14 protein-coding genes are annotated in these 16,262 nt (G+C 69.6%); 8 read left to right on the forward strand and 6 right to left on the reverse strand.

All coding sequences use genetic code 11. The annotated features are described in order from the left end of the window. Positions 1-284 precede the first annotated feature (284 nt). The 3 genes from ACFWNN_RS39875 to ACFWNN_RS39885 are packed head-to-tail and all read left to right on the forward strand — an operon-like array spanning position 285 to position 2,127. The gene (locus ACFWNN_RS39875; RefSeq protein WP_382445157.1) at positions 285-1,340 is read left to right on the forward strand and encodes an MFS transporter; all 1,056 of its coding nucleotides are present in this window, start codon (positions 285-287) and stop codon (positions 1,338-1,340) included. After that, complete coding sequence (locus ACFWNN_RS39880; protein WP_382445158.1) at positions 1,337-1,756, forward strand: Dabb family protein; 420 nt, start codon at positions 1,337-1,339, stop codon at positions 1,754-1,756. The genes ACFWNN_RS39875 and ACFWNN_RS39880 overlap by 4 nt, the downstream gene beginning before the upstream one ends. Further along, positions 1,756-2,127 carry an ester cyclase gene (locus ACFWNN_RS39885; RefSeq protein ID WP_382445159.1) on the forward strand — a complete coding sequence of 124 codons (372 nt, stop codon included), beginning with the start codon at positions 1,756-1,758 and terminating at the stop codon, positions 2,125-2,127. Before ACFWNN_RS39880 ends, ACFWNN_RS39885 begins: the two co-directional genes overlap by 1 nt. On the opposite strand, the gene ACFWNN_RS39890 is transcribed toward ACFWNN_RS39885, so the two are convergent. Further along, positions 2,111-4,723, reverse strand: coding sequence for an AAA family ATPase (locus ACFWNN_RS39890; RefSeq protein ID WP_382445160.1), 2,613 nt, complete (start codon positions 4,721-4,723; stop codon positions 2,111-2,113). The genes ACFWNN_RS39885 and ACFWNN_RS39890 overlap by 17 nt on opposite strands. A gap of 141 nt (positions 4,724-4,864) precedes the next feature. Here ACFWNN_RS39890 and ACFWNN_RS39895 point away from each other — a divergent pair, with 141 nt between their 5' ends. The 3 genes from ACFWNN_RS39895 to ACFWNN_RS39905 all read left to right on the forward strand — a co-directional run bounded on the left by ACFWNN_RS39895 (position 4,865) and on the right by ACFWNN_RS39905 (position 8,594). Beyond that, positions 4,865-6,730, forward strand: a complete 1,866-nt coding sequence (locus ACFWNN_RS39895) for a protein-arginine deiminase family protein (RefSeq protein WP_382445161.1) — start codon at positions 4,865-4,867, stop codon at positions 6,728-6,730. 25 nt (positions 6,731-6,755) lie between these two features. After that, complete coding sequence (locus ACFWNN_RS39900; protein WP_382445162.1) at positions 6,756-8,120, forward strand: M14 family zinc carboxypeptidase; 1,365 nt, start codon at positions 6,756-6,758, stop codon at positions 8,118-8,120. Positions 8,121-8,201: 81 nt separating this feature from the next. Continuing rightward, positions 8,202-8,594: a DUF6292 family protein gene (locus ACFWNN_RS39905; protein ID WP_382445163.1), complete on the forward strand. Its 393-nt coding sequence runs from the start codon at positions 8,202-8,204 to the stop codon at positions 8,592-8,594. 258 nt (positions 8,595-8,852) lie between these two features. Here ACFWNN_RS39905 and ACFWNN_RS39910 read toward each other — a convergent pair whose 3' ends face one another. Then, a complete protein-coding gene (locus tag ACFWNN_RS39910) occupies positions 8,853-10,667 on the reverse strand; it encodes a ricin-type beta-trefoil lectin domain protein (RefSeq protein ID WP_382445164.1) in 1,815 nt (604 codons plus the stop codon). Between the two features lie 46 nt (positions 10,668-10,713). Continuing rightward, complete coding sequence (locus ACFWNN_RS39915) at positions 10,714-12,570, reverse strand: discoidin domain-containing protein (RefSeq protein ID WP_382445165.1); 1,857 nt, start codon at positions 12,568-12,570, stop codon at positions 10,714-10,716. A gap of 120 nt (positions 12,571-12,690) precedes the next feature. On the opposite strand from ACFWNN_RS39915, the gene ACFWNN_RS39920 reads away from it, so the two are divergent. Next, a complete protein-coding gene (locus ACFWNN_RS39920) occupies positions 12,691-13,698 on the forward strand; it encodes a LacI family DNA-binding transcriptional regulator (RefSeq protein ID WP_382445166.1) in 1,008 nt (335 codons plus the stop codon). Here ACFWNN_RS39920 and ACFWNN_RS39925 read toward each other — a convergent pair. Genes ACFWNN_RS39925 through ACFWNN_RS39935 form a run of 3 tightly spaced genes read right to left on the reverse strand, consistent with a single transcriptional unit; the run spans position 13,695 to position 15,371 of the window. Then, a complete protein-coding gene (locus ACFWNN_RS39925) occupies positions 13,695-14,135 on the reverse strand; it encodes a hypothetical protein (protein WP_382445167.1) in 441 nt (146 codons plus the stop codon). The two genes, ACFWNN_RS39920 and ACFWNN_RS39925, sit on opposite strands and share 4 nt — an antisense overlap. 57 nt (positions 14,136-14,192) lie before the next feature. Beyond that, positions 14,193-14,978 carry an SDR family oxidoreductase gene (locus tag ACFWNN_RS39930; protein ID WP_382445168.1) on the reverse strand — a complete coding sequence of 262 codons (786 nt, stop codon included), beginning with the start codon at positions 14,976-14,978 and terminating at the stop codon, positions 14,193-14,195. 30 nt (positions 14,979-15,008) lie between these two features. Then, positions 15,009-15,371, reverse strand: a complete 363-nt coding sequence (locus ACFWNN_RS39935; RefSeq protein WP_382445169.1) for a nuclear transport factor 2 family protein — start codon at positions 15,369-15,371, stop codon at positions 15,009-15,011. Between the two features lie 78 nt (positions 15,372-15,449). Here ACFWNN_RS39935 and ACFWNN_RS39940 point away from each other — a divergent pair, with 78 nt between their 5' ends. Further along, a complete protein-coding gene (locus tag ACFWNN_RS39940) occupies positions 15,450-16,244 on the forward strand; it encodes a MerR family transcriptional regulator (protein ID WP_382445170.1) in 795 nt (264 codons plus the stop codon). Positions 16,245-16,262: the final 18 nt, after the last annotated feature.

The following is a 16,262-nucleotide window of genomic DNA, read 5'->3' on the forward strand; positions in this document are numbered from 1 at the left end:
GGCCTTTTCCGGCCGATGAGCGCCTCGCAAGGGCCCCGAAGTCAAGCCCCAATCTCTATCGACGCGGCAGCGGCGATGACTCGACCACGCTCGTCCGCAGTTTCTTTGCACCCGACGCAACCACCGCACTGGTGACGTGACGTGCCAGCTACGCAACCCACCTACGTAACGACTACCGACGCGAACCGGGCCAGGCCACCACCAAGCTAGCTCTCGTGACAACACGAACTGCGCCAACGCGAACGGCAAGGGCGGTGGTCCTGGCCTCCGCCACCCTCACGATCATGGCAGCGGCCATCATCGCCCCCAGCCTCCCCGCGATGGGCGAGGTGTACGGCGAGGGCGTCCTGATCCGCCTGGCCCTCACCATCACCTCCCTGGCCATTGCGGTCAGCGCACCAGCAGCGGGCCTGATAGCAGACCGAACGGGCAGGAAACCCCTGCTCACCGCCAGCCTGGCCCTCTACGCCACCGCAGGCACCGCCGGCTACTTCGTCACGAGCATGCCCCTGCTCCTCACCACCAGAGCCATCCTGGGCCTGGCGGTAGGCGGCATCATGACCGCCGTAAGCGCCCTCATCGCAGACTGGTTCGAGGGCGCAGAACGCAGCAGGTTCCTCGGCTACCAACAAGCGGCAGCAAGCCTGGGTGGAGTCGTCTTCCTCCCGCTGGCAGGCATCCTCGCGGCCAGCGACTGGCGCCTCCCGTTCTGGCTCTACAGCGCAGCCGCCGCAATAGCCGCAGCAGCCGCAACGGGCCTGACCAACGAACGCCCAGAACCAAAACCCGCACACAAACAAAAAATCCCCAACCAAGCCATCGCAATCTACGCAATGGCCCTGACCGCCACGCTCATCTTCTACATGGCCCCGACCCAGCTGCCATTCCTGCTCAAATCCCTCAACGCCACCCCGACCACGATCGGCATCGTGATCGCCGGTAGCACAGCGGCAAGCGTCGTAGGTGCCCTGCTCTTCCCCAAACTCACGACCAAACACACCACCGCCATCAGCGTGGCACTGCTGGGCGCAGGCTGGCTGACCATCGGCGCCGCACCGAACACAGCCCTGATCACCACAGGCCTGCTGATCGGCGGCCTGGGCGTGGGCCTGGTCGTCCCGAACCTCAACACCACCCTCGCCAACCTGGCCGAACCGTCCCAACGAGGCCGGATCCTGAGCGGCCTGGTCGCAGGCATCTTCCTCGGCCAGTTCCTCTCCCCACTGGCACTCGAACCCCTGATCCAGGCGACTGGCATCGCGAACGCCTTCACCTGGACCGGAGCAGCAACCACCGCAGGGGCAGCAGCACTGGCCCTCATCTACAAGGAGACGAAATGATCTACCACGGCAACCGCCTCACCCTGCGCAAGGACGCCTCCCCGGAGCAGATCGAGGAGGCCCTGGAAAGCCTGCGTAACCAGGGCCGCGTCATCCCGAGCGTCAAGTCCTTCGTGGTCGGACGGGACTACGGCGGCGAGTACGAGTGGGGCGCCACGTTCGTCATCGAGGACCTGGAGGGGTACTGGGAGTACCTGATCCACCCGGCGCACCGCAACACCGACCGCGTCGGCCTCCCGCTGGTCGACAAGTTCGTGTCGTTCGACATCACCGACGACGAGGACCCGGAGATGGGCGCGAAGATCGCCGCCCTGCACCAGAAGCGGTACGACGCGGACCCCGAGCTCACGAAGCTCGTGTCGGACCTCGGCGAGTACTCGGGCAGCGCCGCCCCCGGACAGCACGGAGACAAGTGATGGACACGCACGCCTGGATCGACTTCTGGAACGGCGACCTCGCCAAGGCCGGCGACATCGTCGCCGACGACTTCACCTGGCACGTGGCACCGCTGACCGGCGGCCCGCAGCAGGACCACACCGGCCGCGACAACCTCGTCGAGTGGGTCCGGAGCTCGCACGAGAACATGCCCGGCCTGAAGTTCACCGTCGACGTGGGCCCGATCGAGCAGGCGCCGTTCACCGTCATCCGCTGGTTCGCCGAAGCCGGCGAGATCTCCTTCCACGGCACGGACATCCTCCGCGTCGAGGACGGCAGGATCGCCGAGTACTGGCTCAACGCGGACGGCCTGTGGGCCGCCCAGCAGCTCGGGATCATGCCGAGGAGCTGAACACCCCGGCCAGCTGACGACGTGAGTTGATGCCCACCTTGCGGTAGATGTTCCGCAGGTGGGCATCGACCGTGCGGGGACTGAGGAACAACCGGGCCGCCACCTCCTTCGAAGTGGCACCGGCGGCCACCAGCCGCGCGATGTGCGTCTCCTGCATGGTCAACGAATCGACCGCATCAGCCGACCGGCTCCGGGCCACCTCCCCGGTCGCCTGCAACTCCGCGGCCGCACGGCCAGCGAACGCCGACATCCCCACAGCACCGAAGATCTCGTGCGCCGAACGCAACTGAACACGGGCGTCGACCCGTCGACCGGCCCGCCGCAACCACTCGCCGTAGACAAGATGCGCCCGGCCGAGATGGGGACGAGCGGAACTCGCCGACAACTGCTCCACAGCCGCAAGAAAACACTCCTCCTCACCCGACACGAGCGCCTGCGCATAGGCCGCCACACCACCAGCCCACGGCGTGCCACAAGGAGAAGTCCGGGCGACCAGATCGGCCAGCGCCTCCGCCGCCAGGTTCGTCTCACCACAACGGACAGCCGCCTCGACCAACTCGGGCAACGCACTCCCGGCCAGGTACAGGTCGCCCGGCTCGACCGCGGCACGGGCAGCGGCCAACGCCACCGGATACTCACCAAGACTGTTGTGCAGCACCGCGGAGGCCCAGAAACCATTGGCGACCAGCACCCCGGCCCGCCGAGAAACCTCCCGCGCGGAGTGCTCGGTCTCCGCGAGCACCTGCTGAGCCTGCCCGCGATACGCCGCCAGGTGCAGCCGCGCGTACCGCAACGGCGGCACCCCGAGAGCGTCCGCCAAGGCCTCCTCCTCGGCGATGGCGGACACGGCAGCACCGAAGTCCCCGTGCAGCACGGAACCCACGGCCGACTGCGCCAGCCCGAGTCGCAGCACGAACGGCGACCCGGCCTGCTGCCCGGTCTTCATCAACCACGAAGTCACCGAAGAGTGCACATCGGTGTCCCACAGCTCACCCGCGAGCATCGTCGCCAGCGCCGGATGCCGGGTCCACACCTGCTCGTCGCCGGAGAACAGCCGCCGCAGCAACGGAACAGCCGCCGCATGCCCCTCGTCGGCGAGCACCACCAACGCTTCCAGCACATCCGATCCGCCAGAAAGACCCCGAGCCACGGACACCACCGAGTCCATCACGCCGCTGGGCCGCCCGAACGCCAACGCGATCTCCAACGCGTCCAGCACCCGGTCCCGCACGTCGATCCCGGAGGCCAACGCCGCCCGCAACACGTAACCGGGCCCGTCGTTCGCAGCGGAACGCACGAACGCGATCCGCCCCCGCAGCAGATCGGCCCGGGAGTCATCGGCCGAGAACGTGGACAGCAGCTCAGCCGCCACGTCCACCGCACCCGCGTCGAGCTTCAACTCCGCCGCCGCCAACGTCCGCGTGGCGCGCACGGAAGGATCGACCGACAACGCCGCCGCACGCTCCAGAAACGCCGCGGCGGCAGCCACCCCGCCGCGGGACCGCGCCCGATCGGCCGAGAGCTCCAGTTCGGCGGCCAGCGAGTCGTCCGGCGCGGTCTGGGCCTGGGCGAGGTGCCACACCCGCCGATCCGGATCGGTCTCCGCGTCCGTGACCGCGGCCAGCGTCAGGTGCACGGCCCGCCGCTCGCCCGCCGACGCCGCCAGGTACACGGCCGACCGCGCCAGCGGGTGGCAGAACCGAACCCGAGCCGAGATGCCCACCAGCCCGGACGCCTCCGCCTCCGCACCGGCGACGGTCACGGCGTCCCCCAGCAGCACGCGGGCGGCCGCCCACAGCAGTCCCGGTTCCCCCGTCGGGTCGGCACTGGCGAGGGTCAGCAGCATTCTGGCCGGGTCCGGCAGCCGGGCGGCGCGGTCCTGGAAGCTGCGTTCGATCATGCTCGGCACGGACGCGACGTCTGGCATCGCGAACCCGCCGGCCTTCGGGAGTTCCAGCAACGCCAACGGGTTCCCGCGCGCCTCCGACAACAGCCGTTCGCGCACCTTGTCGTCCACCACCGCGGACGTCAGCAACGCCCGCGCGTCGGCGTCGGCCAGCCCCCGGAGCTCCAGACCGGGCAGTTCGTCCATTCGGGACGGTGCGCCGGGCCGGGCCGCGAACACCAGCACCACGGCCTCGGACGCGAGCCGCCGCCCGAGGAACGCGAACACCCCGGCCGACGCCTCGTCCAGCCAGTGCGCGTCGTCCACCAGGCACAGCAACGGCCCCGACCGGCTCAGCAGGTCCAGGGTGGCCATGCCGACCCGCAGGACATCAGGTTTTCCGATGGCCAGCCCGAACGCGACGTCCAAAGCCTCCCGGTGGTGGCCGGACGACGACCCGAGCAACGGCTGGCACAGCTGGTGCAGCGCGGCGAACGGCAAGGAGGTCTCGAACTCCGACCCGGACGCCTCCAGCACCCGGAACCCCGCCGCGTCCCGCACGTGGCCGAGCAGCGTGCTCTTGCCGATGCCCGCCTCTCCCCGCAGCACCAGGGCACCGCCCCGGCCTTCGAGACCGGCGGCGAGCATCCCGGACAGACAACGGATCTCGTCGTCCCGCCCGAGCAGCGAAGGGGTGGTGAGCGCGTCCATGGAACGAACCGTATGCGAGGCCAACCGAGACGCGTCACCCGTTCGGCCCACAACCTGAGGAGGATGAGTAGTCGCCTGAAGTCGGATGCGTCCCCATTGCGAACCTCAATAGCCTGAGGTCCACACGAGGGGGAACTTGTGATGAGACGTGTTCTGGCGGCCGCGGGGGTGGCCGCACTGACGGGTGTGATCCTCACGGGGGTACCGGCGCAGGCCGCGCCGGGAGTGACGCTCCTGGCCGACACCGACCGCAACGGCACGGTCGACTGGGCCGACCAGGCCGGCAAGACGAAGTGGACGCAGACCAGGGGAGCGATCTTCCTGCCCAACCTGGACGACGACGCGAAACGCTGCAAGGTCACCGAGGAAGACCTCAAGGACCGCGCCATCGCCGTCGACGAACGCCTCGCGGCCTGCAACGACGCCCAGGACGACGTGCTCAACGGCCCGCAGGACGCCCAGGACTTCGCGCCACTGCGCACGATGCCGCGCACGACCCAGGCCGACGGCACGGTGGAGATCGGCGCGGACCAGGGCCGCTACGCCCGCCTGTGGGTCGAACGCAACGGCACCTGGACGTCCCTGAACGACAAGGGCACGCTCACCGCCGCCGAACTGCGCAAGGGTGTCAAGCTCGGCCTGGAGGGCAAGGACGTCATCCGCGACAGGGCCGTGTGGGACGGCACCGTGACCGTGACGCTGAAGGCCGGCGGCACCGACTCGGTGCGGCTCCGCGTCGCCCCGCTGATCATGCAGAACGACCTGAAGGCGCCGAGCAAGGTCGTCACCTCCAAGCCGATCACGCCGGGCTACGACGCGGGCTACCCCGAGTTCCTCGCCGGCCTCAAAGCCGCGATGAAGGCCGCCAGGCTGCCGGACGAGACCCTCCAGATCGTCGGCAACGACGACCGCTGGTTCCAGGACATCTTCGAGCCCACCACGGCGTCCATGCCGGGCCCGAACGGAAAACCGCAGGTCATGCGCGTGCTGTTGCGCAGCGCCAACTACCGGCCGGGCGTGGAGTTCGAAGGCGTCTACTACCCGCCTGCCCTCCGAGCGGCCGGACGCGTCGTGTTCAGCGCCCTGCGCGGCCCGGACGTCGGCGTCGTGCAGCAGTACACCCCTGACCGCACCGAAGCCGTCGACGACAGCCTCAACTCCACCGGCAACTACGAGAGTCTGCCGCCGTACCGGGGCCACGAACTGGGCAGGCCGCTCTTCGGCAGCACGGCCGGACGCATGCCCGACCCGTCGTTCGCCAGGATGATCGGCTCGCAGTACGCGGACCCGGTCGTCATCGACACGTCCTGGCTCGCCGTCGGCCACTCCGACGAGACCGTGCACGCCGTCCCCGCCCGCAACGCCCGCGGCTGGACGCTGATGGTCGCCGACCCGAGGCTGGCCCTCGACGTCATGCGTAAGGCCACAAAGGACGGTCACGGCGGCGCGGTCCTGTTCGAGGGCACCAGCGAGCAGGACAAGCCCACGATCGACCAGGCGCTGGCCGACCAGGAGTTCCTGCGGCGCAACGAGACCGCGGCGCAGCACATCGACACCCAGCTCGCCGTGCTCACCAGGGAGACCGGCCTGACCGACCGCGAGCTGATCAGGGTTCCCGTGCTGTTCCAGGAGTTCCGCTGGCCGCAGCTCGCCGCGGCCGCCGGCGAGCTCACCGCGTCCGGGCGGATCACCCGCGAGCAGCTCACCGGCCTGGGCGAACGGATGCGCCGGGGCCAGGCACCGGAAGCGGTGTTCGTCGCGCACTCGGCGGGCATCCCCAACGGCATCTCGCTCGGCGGCGGCGTCTTCGGCGCCCCGGACCCCCACGGACCGCGCGTCAACGGCGTCGACCTGTTCAAGGCGAAGACCGAACAGGCGCTCGCGCACACTGCGGTCAAGATCAAGTGGGTGGAGGATTGGGACTTCCTGCACGCCGGTGCGGGAGAGGTGCACTGCGGGACCAACGCGTTCCGCGAGCCCACCAGGGCGGACTGGTGGCGCGCCTGATGGAGTCACAGGGGGTTTCACCGGAATGAAGAGGCTGAGCCTCGCGCTGGCGGGCGCCGCCAGCGCGGCTTTCCTGATGGGCACGTCGGTGGCGGCGCCACCGGAGCAGCCGGTGGCGCAGGAAGGCGCCACCTACGTCTACCGCGTCCCCGCGCCGCTGGGGCAGAAGGCGCAGGACCTGCTGGCCCGCGGGTTCGACGTCCTCGAACAACGTGACGGCGACGACCTGTTCGTGCTCGGGTCGAAGACCACGCACACCGACCTCGCCGCCGCCGGGTTCACCGGCAAGGTCGAGTCGGTCATGGCCCCGCCGTCGGCGGACCAGAAGACCCAGGGCCACGGCGTCACCGAGACGTACTACGGCGGCTACCGCACGGTCAAGGCGCACTACGCCCACCTCGACCAGGTGGCGTTCAAGTACGCGGGCCTCGCCAAGGTCGTCGACTACGGCGACTCGTGGCGCAAGACCCAGGGCGCCGGCGGGTACGACCTCAAGGCCGTCTGCCTCACCAAGTGGCGTCCGGGCGACTGCAAGCTCGCGCCGAACTCCCGCAAGCCGCGCATGGTCGTCTCGGGCCAGATCCACGCCCGCGAGATCACCACCGGCGACATGGCGTGGCGCTGGATCGACCACCTGACCCAGGGCTACGGCAAGGACTCCGAGGTCACCTCGCTGCTCGACACCACCGAGGTCTGGGTCATCCCGATCGCCAACCCGGACGGCGTCCAGATCGTGCAGTCCGGCGGCGACTCGCCCAAGCTCCAGCGCAAGAACGCCAACTACACCAACGGCCCGAAGGAGTGCCCGACCACGCAGGACCCCGGCGCCCAGATCGGCATCGACGTCAACCGGAACTTCGACGCGCAGTGGGGTGACAACGGCACGTCGGCCGACCCGTGCCACCAGGTCTACCGCGGGCCGAAGCCGGACTCCGAGGTCGAGACCAGGGCGCTCGAGAAGCTCATGCGGTCGCTCTTCCCGGACACCCGCGGCCCCGCCCTGACCGACCCGGCGGACCCGAAGACCCGCGGCATGGTCGTCACCATGCACGCCGCGCTCAACGTCGTGCTGCTGCCGTGGGGCTACACCACCACGCCGTCGCCGAACGACGGACCGCTGCGCGCGATGGCGAAGGACATGGCGCAGCTCGCCGGGCCCGACTGGCAGTACGGCCAGCCGGGGGAGCTGCTCTACACCGCGGGCGGCTCGATCGACGACTGGGTGTACGGCGAGCTCGGCGTTCCCCACTACACGTGGGAGATCGGCAACTGGGAGGGCGAGTGCACCGGGTTCCTGCCCGCGTACTCGTGCCAGGACGGCCACTGGGCCAAGGTCAAGCCGATGCTGACCTACGCCACGAAGAAGGCCGCGAACCCCTACGGCGGGTGACTGATCGGATACCCGTACGGATGTCCTGCATCACGTTTCCTGGACACCCCGTACGGGTATCCGCCCGGCATGGACCGCGGCATGACCATTGACTTCGGCTTCGACATCGACTTCGACGACTCGGCGGCGCGGCAGCTCCGCCGGTACGTCCGCGAGGTGGTCACCGGGCTCGGCCTGCGCGGTGACAGCTCGTGCTTCGAGCTCACGCCGCTGCCCGGCGCGTACATCGCGCTCGAAGGCCGCCTCGCCGAGCACCCCGACCACTACGTGGCGCTGGTGTGGAAGGAGAGCGCGGGCTGGTCGATCGCGATCGAGAACCGCCTGGGGGAGCTCGTGGAGGTGGCCCGGCTGGAGGGCCTGCACCCCGCGCCCGCCTCAGTGGTGAGCTGGGTGAGGGAAGTGCTGCACGGCGACAAGCGGTCGAACCGCGACTTCGCCGCGCTCCTCCCGGAGCCGAGGACTTCCTCGTCCTAGTGCCGCGTCAGCCAACCTTCACCGCGTCTTCGGTGTTCAGCAGGTCGCCTCGCCGCACCGGCCCCACATCCCGGTACGCCCAGTACAGGGATGTGGGGCCGGCACCACGATGCGACCGTCTGAACACCGAATACGGGGCAAAGGCTGACTGACGCGGCACTAGTTCCGGGACAAACCGAAGAGCGTCGTCCCCGTCGCGGGACAGCAGAAAGGCCCGGTGTCCGCCGTCTTCGGACACCGGGCCTTTCGTCTATCCACCTACGCGGGCACGGTCCACCGCTGGTTGGCCCCGCCCGTGCAGTCCCAGATCTGCAACTTCGCGCCGTTGGCGTTGTTGTTGCCGATCACGTCGAGACACTTGTTGCTGCCGACGTTCACCAACGTGCCGCCGGACGCCGTCCACCTCTGGTTCGTGCCGCCGAAGCAGTCCCACAGCTGCACCGCCGCGCCGTTCGCCGTGCCGTTGCCGGTCACGTCGAGGCACTTGCCCAGGCCGCGCACCGTGCCGTCCGAGGACAGGGTCCACGTCTGGTTCGGGCCGCTGAAGCAGTCCCAGATCTGCGGCAGGTTGCCGTTGGTGGTCGAGCCGTTCGTCACGTCGAGGCACTTGCCGCCCAGACCGGTGATCGCGCCGGTGCGGCCCGTCGGCGGCTGACCCGGGTCGAGCGTGCCGGGCCACGTGAACGTCGCCATCGCGCCCGCGGGCATGTTGTAGCCGAACGTCTGGCCGTTGTACTGGACGCGGAAGTTCTGCTGGCCGCCCGAGTTCAGCGCGACGAGCACGATCTGGCCGTCCGGGTTGCGGAAGGCGACGTTCTGGATGCCGCCCTCGCCGTAGCCGGTCGAGTCGATGCGGACCGCGCCGGGCTTCACGAACTTCGACAGGTGCCCGAGCACGTAGTACTCGGCGTTGTACGTGACGTTGCCGCCCGCGGTGGTGACGACGCCCGTGCAGTTGGTGCAGCTGCCGATCACCGGTCCGTTGTTCTGGTCGAGGGCCATGTTCCAGATCGCGACGCTGCGCGCGTGGTTGCGGGTCGCGCCGATCGCCAGGTTGATGCCCTGCCAGCGCAGCGTGTCGCGGAACGTCGCCGCGTCGTTGGCCGACTTCGTGCCGGAGCACTCGGTGAAGAAGATGTCCTTGCCGGGCTGGTTCTGCTTCACGACCGACTGGCCGCTCGGGTTGCCGCCGTAGCAGTGCCACGCCGAGCCGATCACGTTGTTGCCCGCGCCGTTGTTGACGGTCTGCGGGTAGTTCGTGTCGTCCCAGTTGTGGTCGTAGCCGAGCAGGCGGGCCTGCTCACCGGCCGCGCGCAGCTTCGGCACCAGGGTGTTGATGACGTTGACCTGCTGCTGCGCCGACATCCTCATGCCGGGGTAGCCCGGCGGTTCGAAGTTCGGCTCGTTCTGCACGGACAGGTAGTCGATCGGGATGCCGGCGGCCTTATACGCCTGGGCGAACTTGACCAGGTAGTCGGCGTAGACCCCGATGCGGCTGTCGTTCAGCTGGCCCTGGATGAGGCTGTTGTTGTTCTTCATCCACGCCGGCGCGCTCCACGGGGTCGCCATGAAGGCGACCTGCGGGTTGAGCTGCTTGGCCTGCTGCAGCAACGGCAGGATGTACGCGCGGTCGTGGTCGATGGAGAACCGCGACAGCGACGGGTCCGCCGCGCCGTCGTTGTAGGTGTAGAAGTTGCGCGAGAAGTCCGACGCGCCGATCGGCTGGCGGACGAAGCTCAGCCCGATGCCGCTTCCCGTGTTGAACAGGTTGTTCATGATCTCGTTGCGGCGCGGCGAGTTGAAGATGTTCCACGCCGCCGCGTCGGTGAACGACGCGCCGAAGCCCACCATGGACTGGAAGGTGGAGTTCGGGTTCACCGTGATCGTCGATCCGGAACCGCCCGAGCCGAACGTGACGTCCGCCTGCCGGGTCAGCTGGGCGGAGCGGTCACCGGTCGTCAGCCAGACACCCGCGTTGGTGGCCGCCGTGGCGGCGGGGGAGGACACCAGCGTGCTTCCCACCGTCACCACGGTTGCCGCGATCGCGATGCCGCGCCAACGTTTCGTCATCATTGACATAGCGCTCCTTGCAGGGGTGTAAGCGCCCGATAGCGTTTATTCAGTTGTAAAGCCGGAAATCGGCGATGCTCCACCAGTTGCTCGCGGCACCGGTGGACGTGATGCGGACGTAGCGCGCGCTCGTGCGGCGGACGTCGACGGTGGTCAGCTGGCCGACACCCTCACCGGACGCGATCCTGCGCCAGCTGGTGCCGTTGTCGCTGACCGAGAGCTCCCAGCTGCGGGCGTAGTCGCCGAGGTTGCCGCCGGAGTCGACCGCGACGCGGCGGAAGTCCTTGCGGCGCCCCAGATCGACCTGGAGGAACTGGCCGGGAGCCTGGGCCCCGTTGTTGGACCAGCGGGTCGAGGCGTCGTCGTCGATCGCCGCCGCGCCGTCCGGGGTGGCGGTGGCGCCGGCCAGCGACACGGCGTCGAGCCTGCTCTTGTGCTGCGTGGTCCAGGTGAACGTCGCCAGCGCGCCGCCGGGCAGGGTGTACTCGAACGTGCGGTCGCCGACGTTGACCGCGAACGACCGCGGGTCGTCGTGCTGGTTGTGCACCACGAGCGCCGTGGAGCCGTCGGGGTTGCGGAACGCGGCGTCCATGATCTGGCCGTTCCAGCCGGTGGTGCCGAACGACGTGCTGTGGATGCGGCGCGCGCCCGGCTTCACGAACTTCGACAGGTGGCCGATCGTGTAGTACTCGGCGTCGGTGACGACCGAGCCGTCCGGCTGCACGGTGACGAGGCCGGTGCAGGTGGCGCAGCCGCCCAGGTGCGGGCCGCCGGTGCTGTCGAGCGCGATGTTCCAGTTGACGGCGCTCTTGGCCCAGTTGCGGGTGGTGCCGAGCACGACGTTGCGGGCGTGCCAGCGCAGCGTGTCGCTGAAGACCTTCTCGGGCGGGTCGGCCGCGCCCTTGGAACCCGAGCACTCGGTGAACCAGATGCCCTTGTCCGGGAAGGCGTTGTGCAACGCGGTCTGCGCGCTCGGGTCGCCGTAGTAGCAGTGGTACGCGGTGCCCGCGACCCACTTCGCGGCCTTGGACCGCAGGACCTGGTACGGGTAGTCGGCTTCCGCCGTGCCGTCGTTGGGGTGCGTGGCCCAGTTGTGGTCGAAGCCGAGGATCTTGGTGCGCGGGCTGGCGAGCTTGAGCTTCGGGCCGAGTGCGGTGATCACCTCGACCTGCGCCGCGACGCCCATGTCGGTGCCGGGGTAGGCGTCGGGCTTGCGGTTCTGCGGCTCGTTCTGCACGGACAGGAAGTCGACCGGTACGCCCGCCTTCGCGTACGCCTGCACGAACTTCACGAGGTAGCGCGCGTACGCGTCGTAGATCTTCGGGTCGTCCTTGAGCTTGCCGCCGACCAGCGAGTCGTTGTCCTTCATCCACGCGGGCGGGCTCCACGGCGTGGCCATGATCTTCAGCCGCGGGTTGAGGCGCTTCGCCTCGCGCAGCAACGGAAGGATCTTCGCCTCGTCGTGACGGATGCTGAAGTGCCGGAGCGGGAAGTCCGTCTGCCCGGCGGGCACGTCGTCGTAGGTGTAGTGCTCCTTGGCCGCCGTGAAGTCGGACGAGCCGACGGGCTGGCGCAGGAAGCTGACGCCGATCCCGTCCTTCGGGTCGAACAGCTTGCGCATGGTCTCGGCGCGGGCGGCAGGGGGCAGGCCCGCGAGGACCTCGGCGGACGAGTCGGTGATGGACGCGCCGAAGCCGTCGATCTCCTGGTAGCGGCGGTCGGGGTCGACCACGATCGTCGGGTGCGCCGACTCGCTGGTGCCGAACGTGACACGGGGGCGTTCGTGCATCAGTTCCGCCCGGTCCGGGGTGGTGACCCAGACGCGGACCTGTGGGGCACTGGAGGCCTCGGCGGCCGGCACGGCGGTGAGCCCGACTACCAGGGCGACGATCGCGGTTGTTCTCATTGACGTCCTAACGGCGGCGTGTAACACGTCTAGATCACTGTGAAACAGTGGTGTTTCAGGATGAAACACCGGGGTGTGCCGATCGTCAATGGCCTGGACGAGTTCCGGTACAGTGACCTGGTGGAACGCAAGATCGAGAACGTGAAACAACGCGCGAGCCTGCGGGACATCGCGGCGGAGACCGGTGTCTCGATCGCGACCGTCTCCCGCGTGCTGAACGATCACGTCAACGTCGCCCAGCGCACCCGTGACCTGGTCCTGCAGGCCGTGGAACGCCGCAAGCGAGTCGTTCCCGAACAGCGCACGCGCACGGTCTACGTCCGCTGCCCGTACGTCCTCACCGACTACTTCGGCCTGATCGTCTCGTCGATCGCCGAAACGCTGAAACTGCACGGCCTGCGCATGCTGCTGGACGCGGGGGAGTCAGGCCAGGGCTCCGCCGCGTTGCGCGCGCTGCCGGACATGGACGACGTGGACGCGGCGATCCTGATCCTGCCGCCCGAGGAGGGCGCCGAACTGCTGGCGCTGACCCGCGCGGACTACCCGTTCGTCGTGGTCGACCCGCGCATCCTGCCGCTGCCCGACATCGCCTCGGTGTCCGCCGCGCACTTCGCGGGCGCCCGAGCCGTCGCCGACCACCTCATCGCCCTCGGGCACCGCGACATCGCCGTGATCGCGGGCCCGGAGGAGTGGCTCGCCGGCGACGCCCGCCTGGCCGGCCACCGCGCCTCGCTGGCTCAGGCCGGTGTGCTGCTGTCCCCGGACCGGCTGCGGCACGTGGAACCCACGACCGCGCACGGCAAGGCGGCGGCTTCCGAGCTCCTGGCACTGGAACCGCGGCCGACCGCGGTCGTGTGCTTCAACGACAAGGTCGCCGTGGGCACCCTGCAGGCCGCGCGCGAGTACGGCCTGCGGGTGCCGGAGGACCTGTCGGTGGCCGGATTCGACGACATCGACCTGGCCGAGGCGACCAACCCGCGCCTCACGACCGTGCGGCAACCGTTGCAGGAGATGGGAAGCATCGCCGTCACGCAGCTCATGCGCGTGCTGGACGGCCACCGGCCCGAGGCGTTGCACATCGAACTGGCGACGACGTTGGTGGTGCGGGACTCCACGGCCGCTGTCTAGTGCACGACGGCCCAGGTGCGGTCGCTCGGGTCGACCAGCACCGGGAGGTGCTTTTGGTCGCGGTAGCTGGTGCACTGGTGGCGTACCTCGAATCCGCTGTCCTCCAGCGGAATCCACAGCGTGAGGTCGTGCGTGACGGACTCGCCGTCGAAGTCCTTGGTGCTGCTGACGACCTCGGCGGTGGCGGTGGTTCCCTTGGCGTGCAGGGCCGTGGTCCTGGCGGCGGACCTGCCGGCCGACGACCAGACCGCGTACATGACCGACACGCCGCCGAGCAGGGCCAGTTCCCAGAGGACGATCGCCCACCACGGCTCGTCCGAGAAGGCGAGCGCGACCATGCCGACGGCCAGCGCGGCGGCGACGGTCCCCGCGAACGCTCGTTGCGCGACGGCGATGGCCGGGTTCGTCAGGACGACTTCGGCCGCGGTGGTGGTCACCTGCCGATCCTAGTTCGGCCGGGAGACGGCCCGCCTGCCAGCTGGTGTTCTCCTCGCTCACACCGTCGGAACGGTGCCGCCGTCGATCACGTACTCGGCGCCCACGATCGCCGAGGCGCGGTCCGAGGCCAGGAAGCCGACCAGGTCCGCGATCTCCTCGGTGTGCGCGAACCGACCCAGCGGTACCCCGCCGAGCGAGTCGAAGATCGTCTGCTTGGCAGCTTCACGGGTGAGTCCGTTGCCCTCGGCGATCCGGTCCACGAACCGTTCGTAGGCCTCGGTCTCGATCCCGCCGGGGCTGATCGCGTTGACCCGCACGCCGCGCGGCGCGAGCTCGTTGGCGAGTCCCTTGCTGTACGTGCGCAGAGCGGCTTTGGCCGCCGCGTACGCCAGGGAGGCGTCGTACTGGGGCAGTTCGCGCTGGATCGAGGTGAAGTGCAGCACCACGCCCGACCCGGACTCGATCATCGCCGGGAGCAGGGCCCGGTCGAGCCGCACCGCTCCCAGGAAGTTGAGGTGCAGTTCGGTGAGCCACTGGTCATCGGTGATGACCGCGAACCCACCGGCCGGCGTCGACGCGCCTCCGACGACGTGCACCAGGACGTCGAGCCCGCCGGCCTCGGCGATGCGGGCGGCCACCGCGTCGGTGCCCTCGACCGTCGTCGTGTCCGCCGCGATGAACCGGTCGGGGTGCTCGTACCCGTCGGGCATGGTTCGCGCCGTCACGTACACGTCGGCCCCCATCTCCCGCAGCCTCTCCGCCACGGCCTTGCCCGAGCCCTTCGATCCGCCCGTGACCAGTGCCCGGCGACCGTCGAGACGATCGCGATCCGAACTACGCATTTCTCTTGTCTCCGTTGATGATCGGCGCGGTCAGGCCGGGTGGTTGGCGATGACGAGTTCGGCGACGAGGTCGTTCCGCACCGCGAACCGGTAGTCGAGCTCGGCGACGCCGCCCGGGAAGGTGCCCTCGAGCCGCAGGGTCACCACCCAGTGGGCGTCGTCGACGCGGCGGGCGCCGATCTGCTCGGTCGTGTACTCGAACTCGGACCCGGCGTCCCGCAGGAACGCGTGGACCTCCTCGCGGCCGCGGAAGGTCTCGTCCTGGTCGACGATCACCACGTCCTCGGTGAGGAACGACGACGCGGTGCCGGCGTCGCGGACGACGTGGGCGGCGAGGAACCCGCGCACGGTGGCCGGGAGCAGCTCGGACGGGAGATCGGTGTGCTGTGTCATGAGCACACCGTGCGGCCTCGCCGCGCGGGAGGGTCAAGCCGTGGACCCTCTCCCAGGGGGAGAGTCCACAATGGCGGGATGCTGACCATCGGGGAGTTCTCGCGGCTGACCCACCTGAGCGTGCGGACGTTGCGCCGGTACCACGAGGCCGCCCTGCTGGAACCCGCCGTCGTGGACGAGAGCACCGGGTACCGCTACTACGGCCTCGACCAGATCCCGGCCGCGCAGGTCATCCACCGGCTCCGCGAACTCGACGTCCCCCTGAGCGACGTCCAGCGGATCCTGCGGACCCCCGACCCCGGCGTCCGGGCGGCCCTGGTCGCGGACCACCTGCAACGCCTCGAAGGCGTGCTCGACCGCACGCGGGCCGCGGTCGTGTCGCTGCGCCGCCTGCTCCGGCCCGACCCCGCACCGATCGACGTCGAGCTGCGCGCGGAGCCCGCCCGGACGGTCGCGGCGGTGGAGGCCGTGGTCGACGGGGGCGACGTCGAGGCCTGGTTCGCGGGCGCGATGGCCGAACTGGAGGCGGCCGTCGGCGATGCCGCGACCGGACCACCGGGCGGCTGCTACGACAACGCCCTGTTCGAGGAGGAGCGCGGTCACGCGCTCCTCTACCTGCCGACCGCCGCGCCACCTCGCACCGGACGCGTGCACCCCGTGGTCCTCCCGGCCGCGGAACTGGCCGTCACGACTCACGTCGGCGAGCACGACGGCGTCGAGGTCACCTACGGCCAACTCGGGACCTGGGTGGTGGAGAACGCGATGTCGGTGGCCGGGCCGGTGCGGGAGGTCTACGCCGTCGGCCCGCGTGACTCGGGCGATCCCGCCGCGTGGCGGACCGAGATCGGCTGGCCGGTCTTCCGCGTCACCTGATGCGTGGGGTCATCGGCC

It is taken from the genome of Lentzea sp. NPDC058450, assembly GCF_042721395.1.
Classification (GTDB): Bacteria; Actinomycetota; Actinomycetes; order Mycobacteriales; family Pseudonocardiaceae; genus Lentzea.

Coding starts and splice junctions, on each gene's coding strand:
- ACFWNN_RS39930 (WP_382445168.1), bottom strand. CDS start 14,978: ATGCGTAGTTCGGATCGCGATCGTCTCGACGGTCGCCGGGCACTGGTC.
- ACFWNN_RS39940 (WP_382445170.1), top strand. CDS start 15,450: ATGCTGACCATCGGGGAGTTCTCGCGGCTGACCCACCTGAGCGTGCGG.
- ACFWNN_RS39890 (WP_382445160.1), bottom strand. CDS start 4,723: ATGGACGCGCTCACCACCCCTTCGCTGCTCGGGCGGGACGACGAGATC.
- ACFWNN_RS39885 (WP_382445159.1), top strand. CDS start 1,756: ATGGACACGCACGCCTGGATCGACTTCTGGAACGGCGACCTCGCCAAG.
- ACFWNN_RS39935 (WP_382445169.1), bottom strand. CDS start 15,371: ATGACACAGCACACCGATCTCCCGTCCGAGCTGCTCCCGGCCACCGTG.
- ACFWNN_RS39900 (WP_382445162.1), top strand. CDS start 6,756: ATGAAGAGGCTGAGCCTCGCGCTGGCGGGCGCCGCCAGCGCGGCTTTC.
- ACFWNN_RS39905 (WP_382445163.1), top strand. CDS start 8,202: ATGACCATTGACTTCGGCTTCGACATCGACTTCGACGACTCGGCGGCG.
- ACFWNN_RS39910 (WP_382445164.1), bottom strand. CDS start 10,667: ATGATGACGAAACGTTGGCGCGGCATCGCGATCGCGGCAACCGTGGTG.
- ACFWNN_RS39880 (WP_382445158.1), top strand. CDS start 1,337: ATGATCTACCACGGCAACCGCCTCACCCTGCGCAAGGACGCCTCCCCG.
- ACFWNN_RS39875 (WP_382445157.1), top strand. CDS start 285: ATGGCAGCGGCCATCATCGCCCCCAGCCTCCCCGCGATGGGCGAGGTG.
- ACFWNN_RS39915 (WP_382445165.1), bottom strand. CDS start 12,570: ATGAGAACAACCGCGATCGTCGCCCTGGTAGTCGGGCTCACCGCCGTG.
- ACFWNN_RS39895 (WP_382445161.1), top strand. CDS start 4,865: ATGAGACGTGTTCTGGCGGCCGCGGGGGTGGCCGCACTGACGGGTGTG.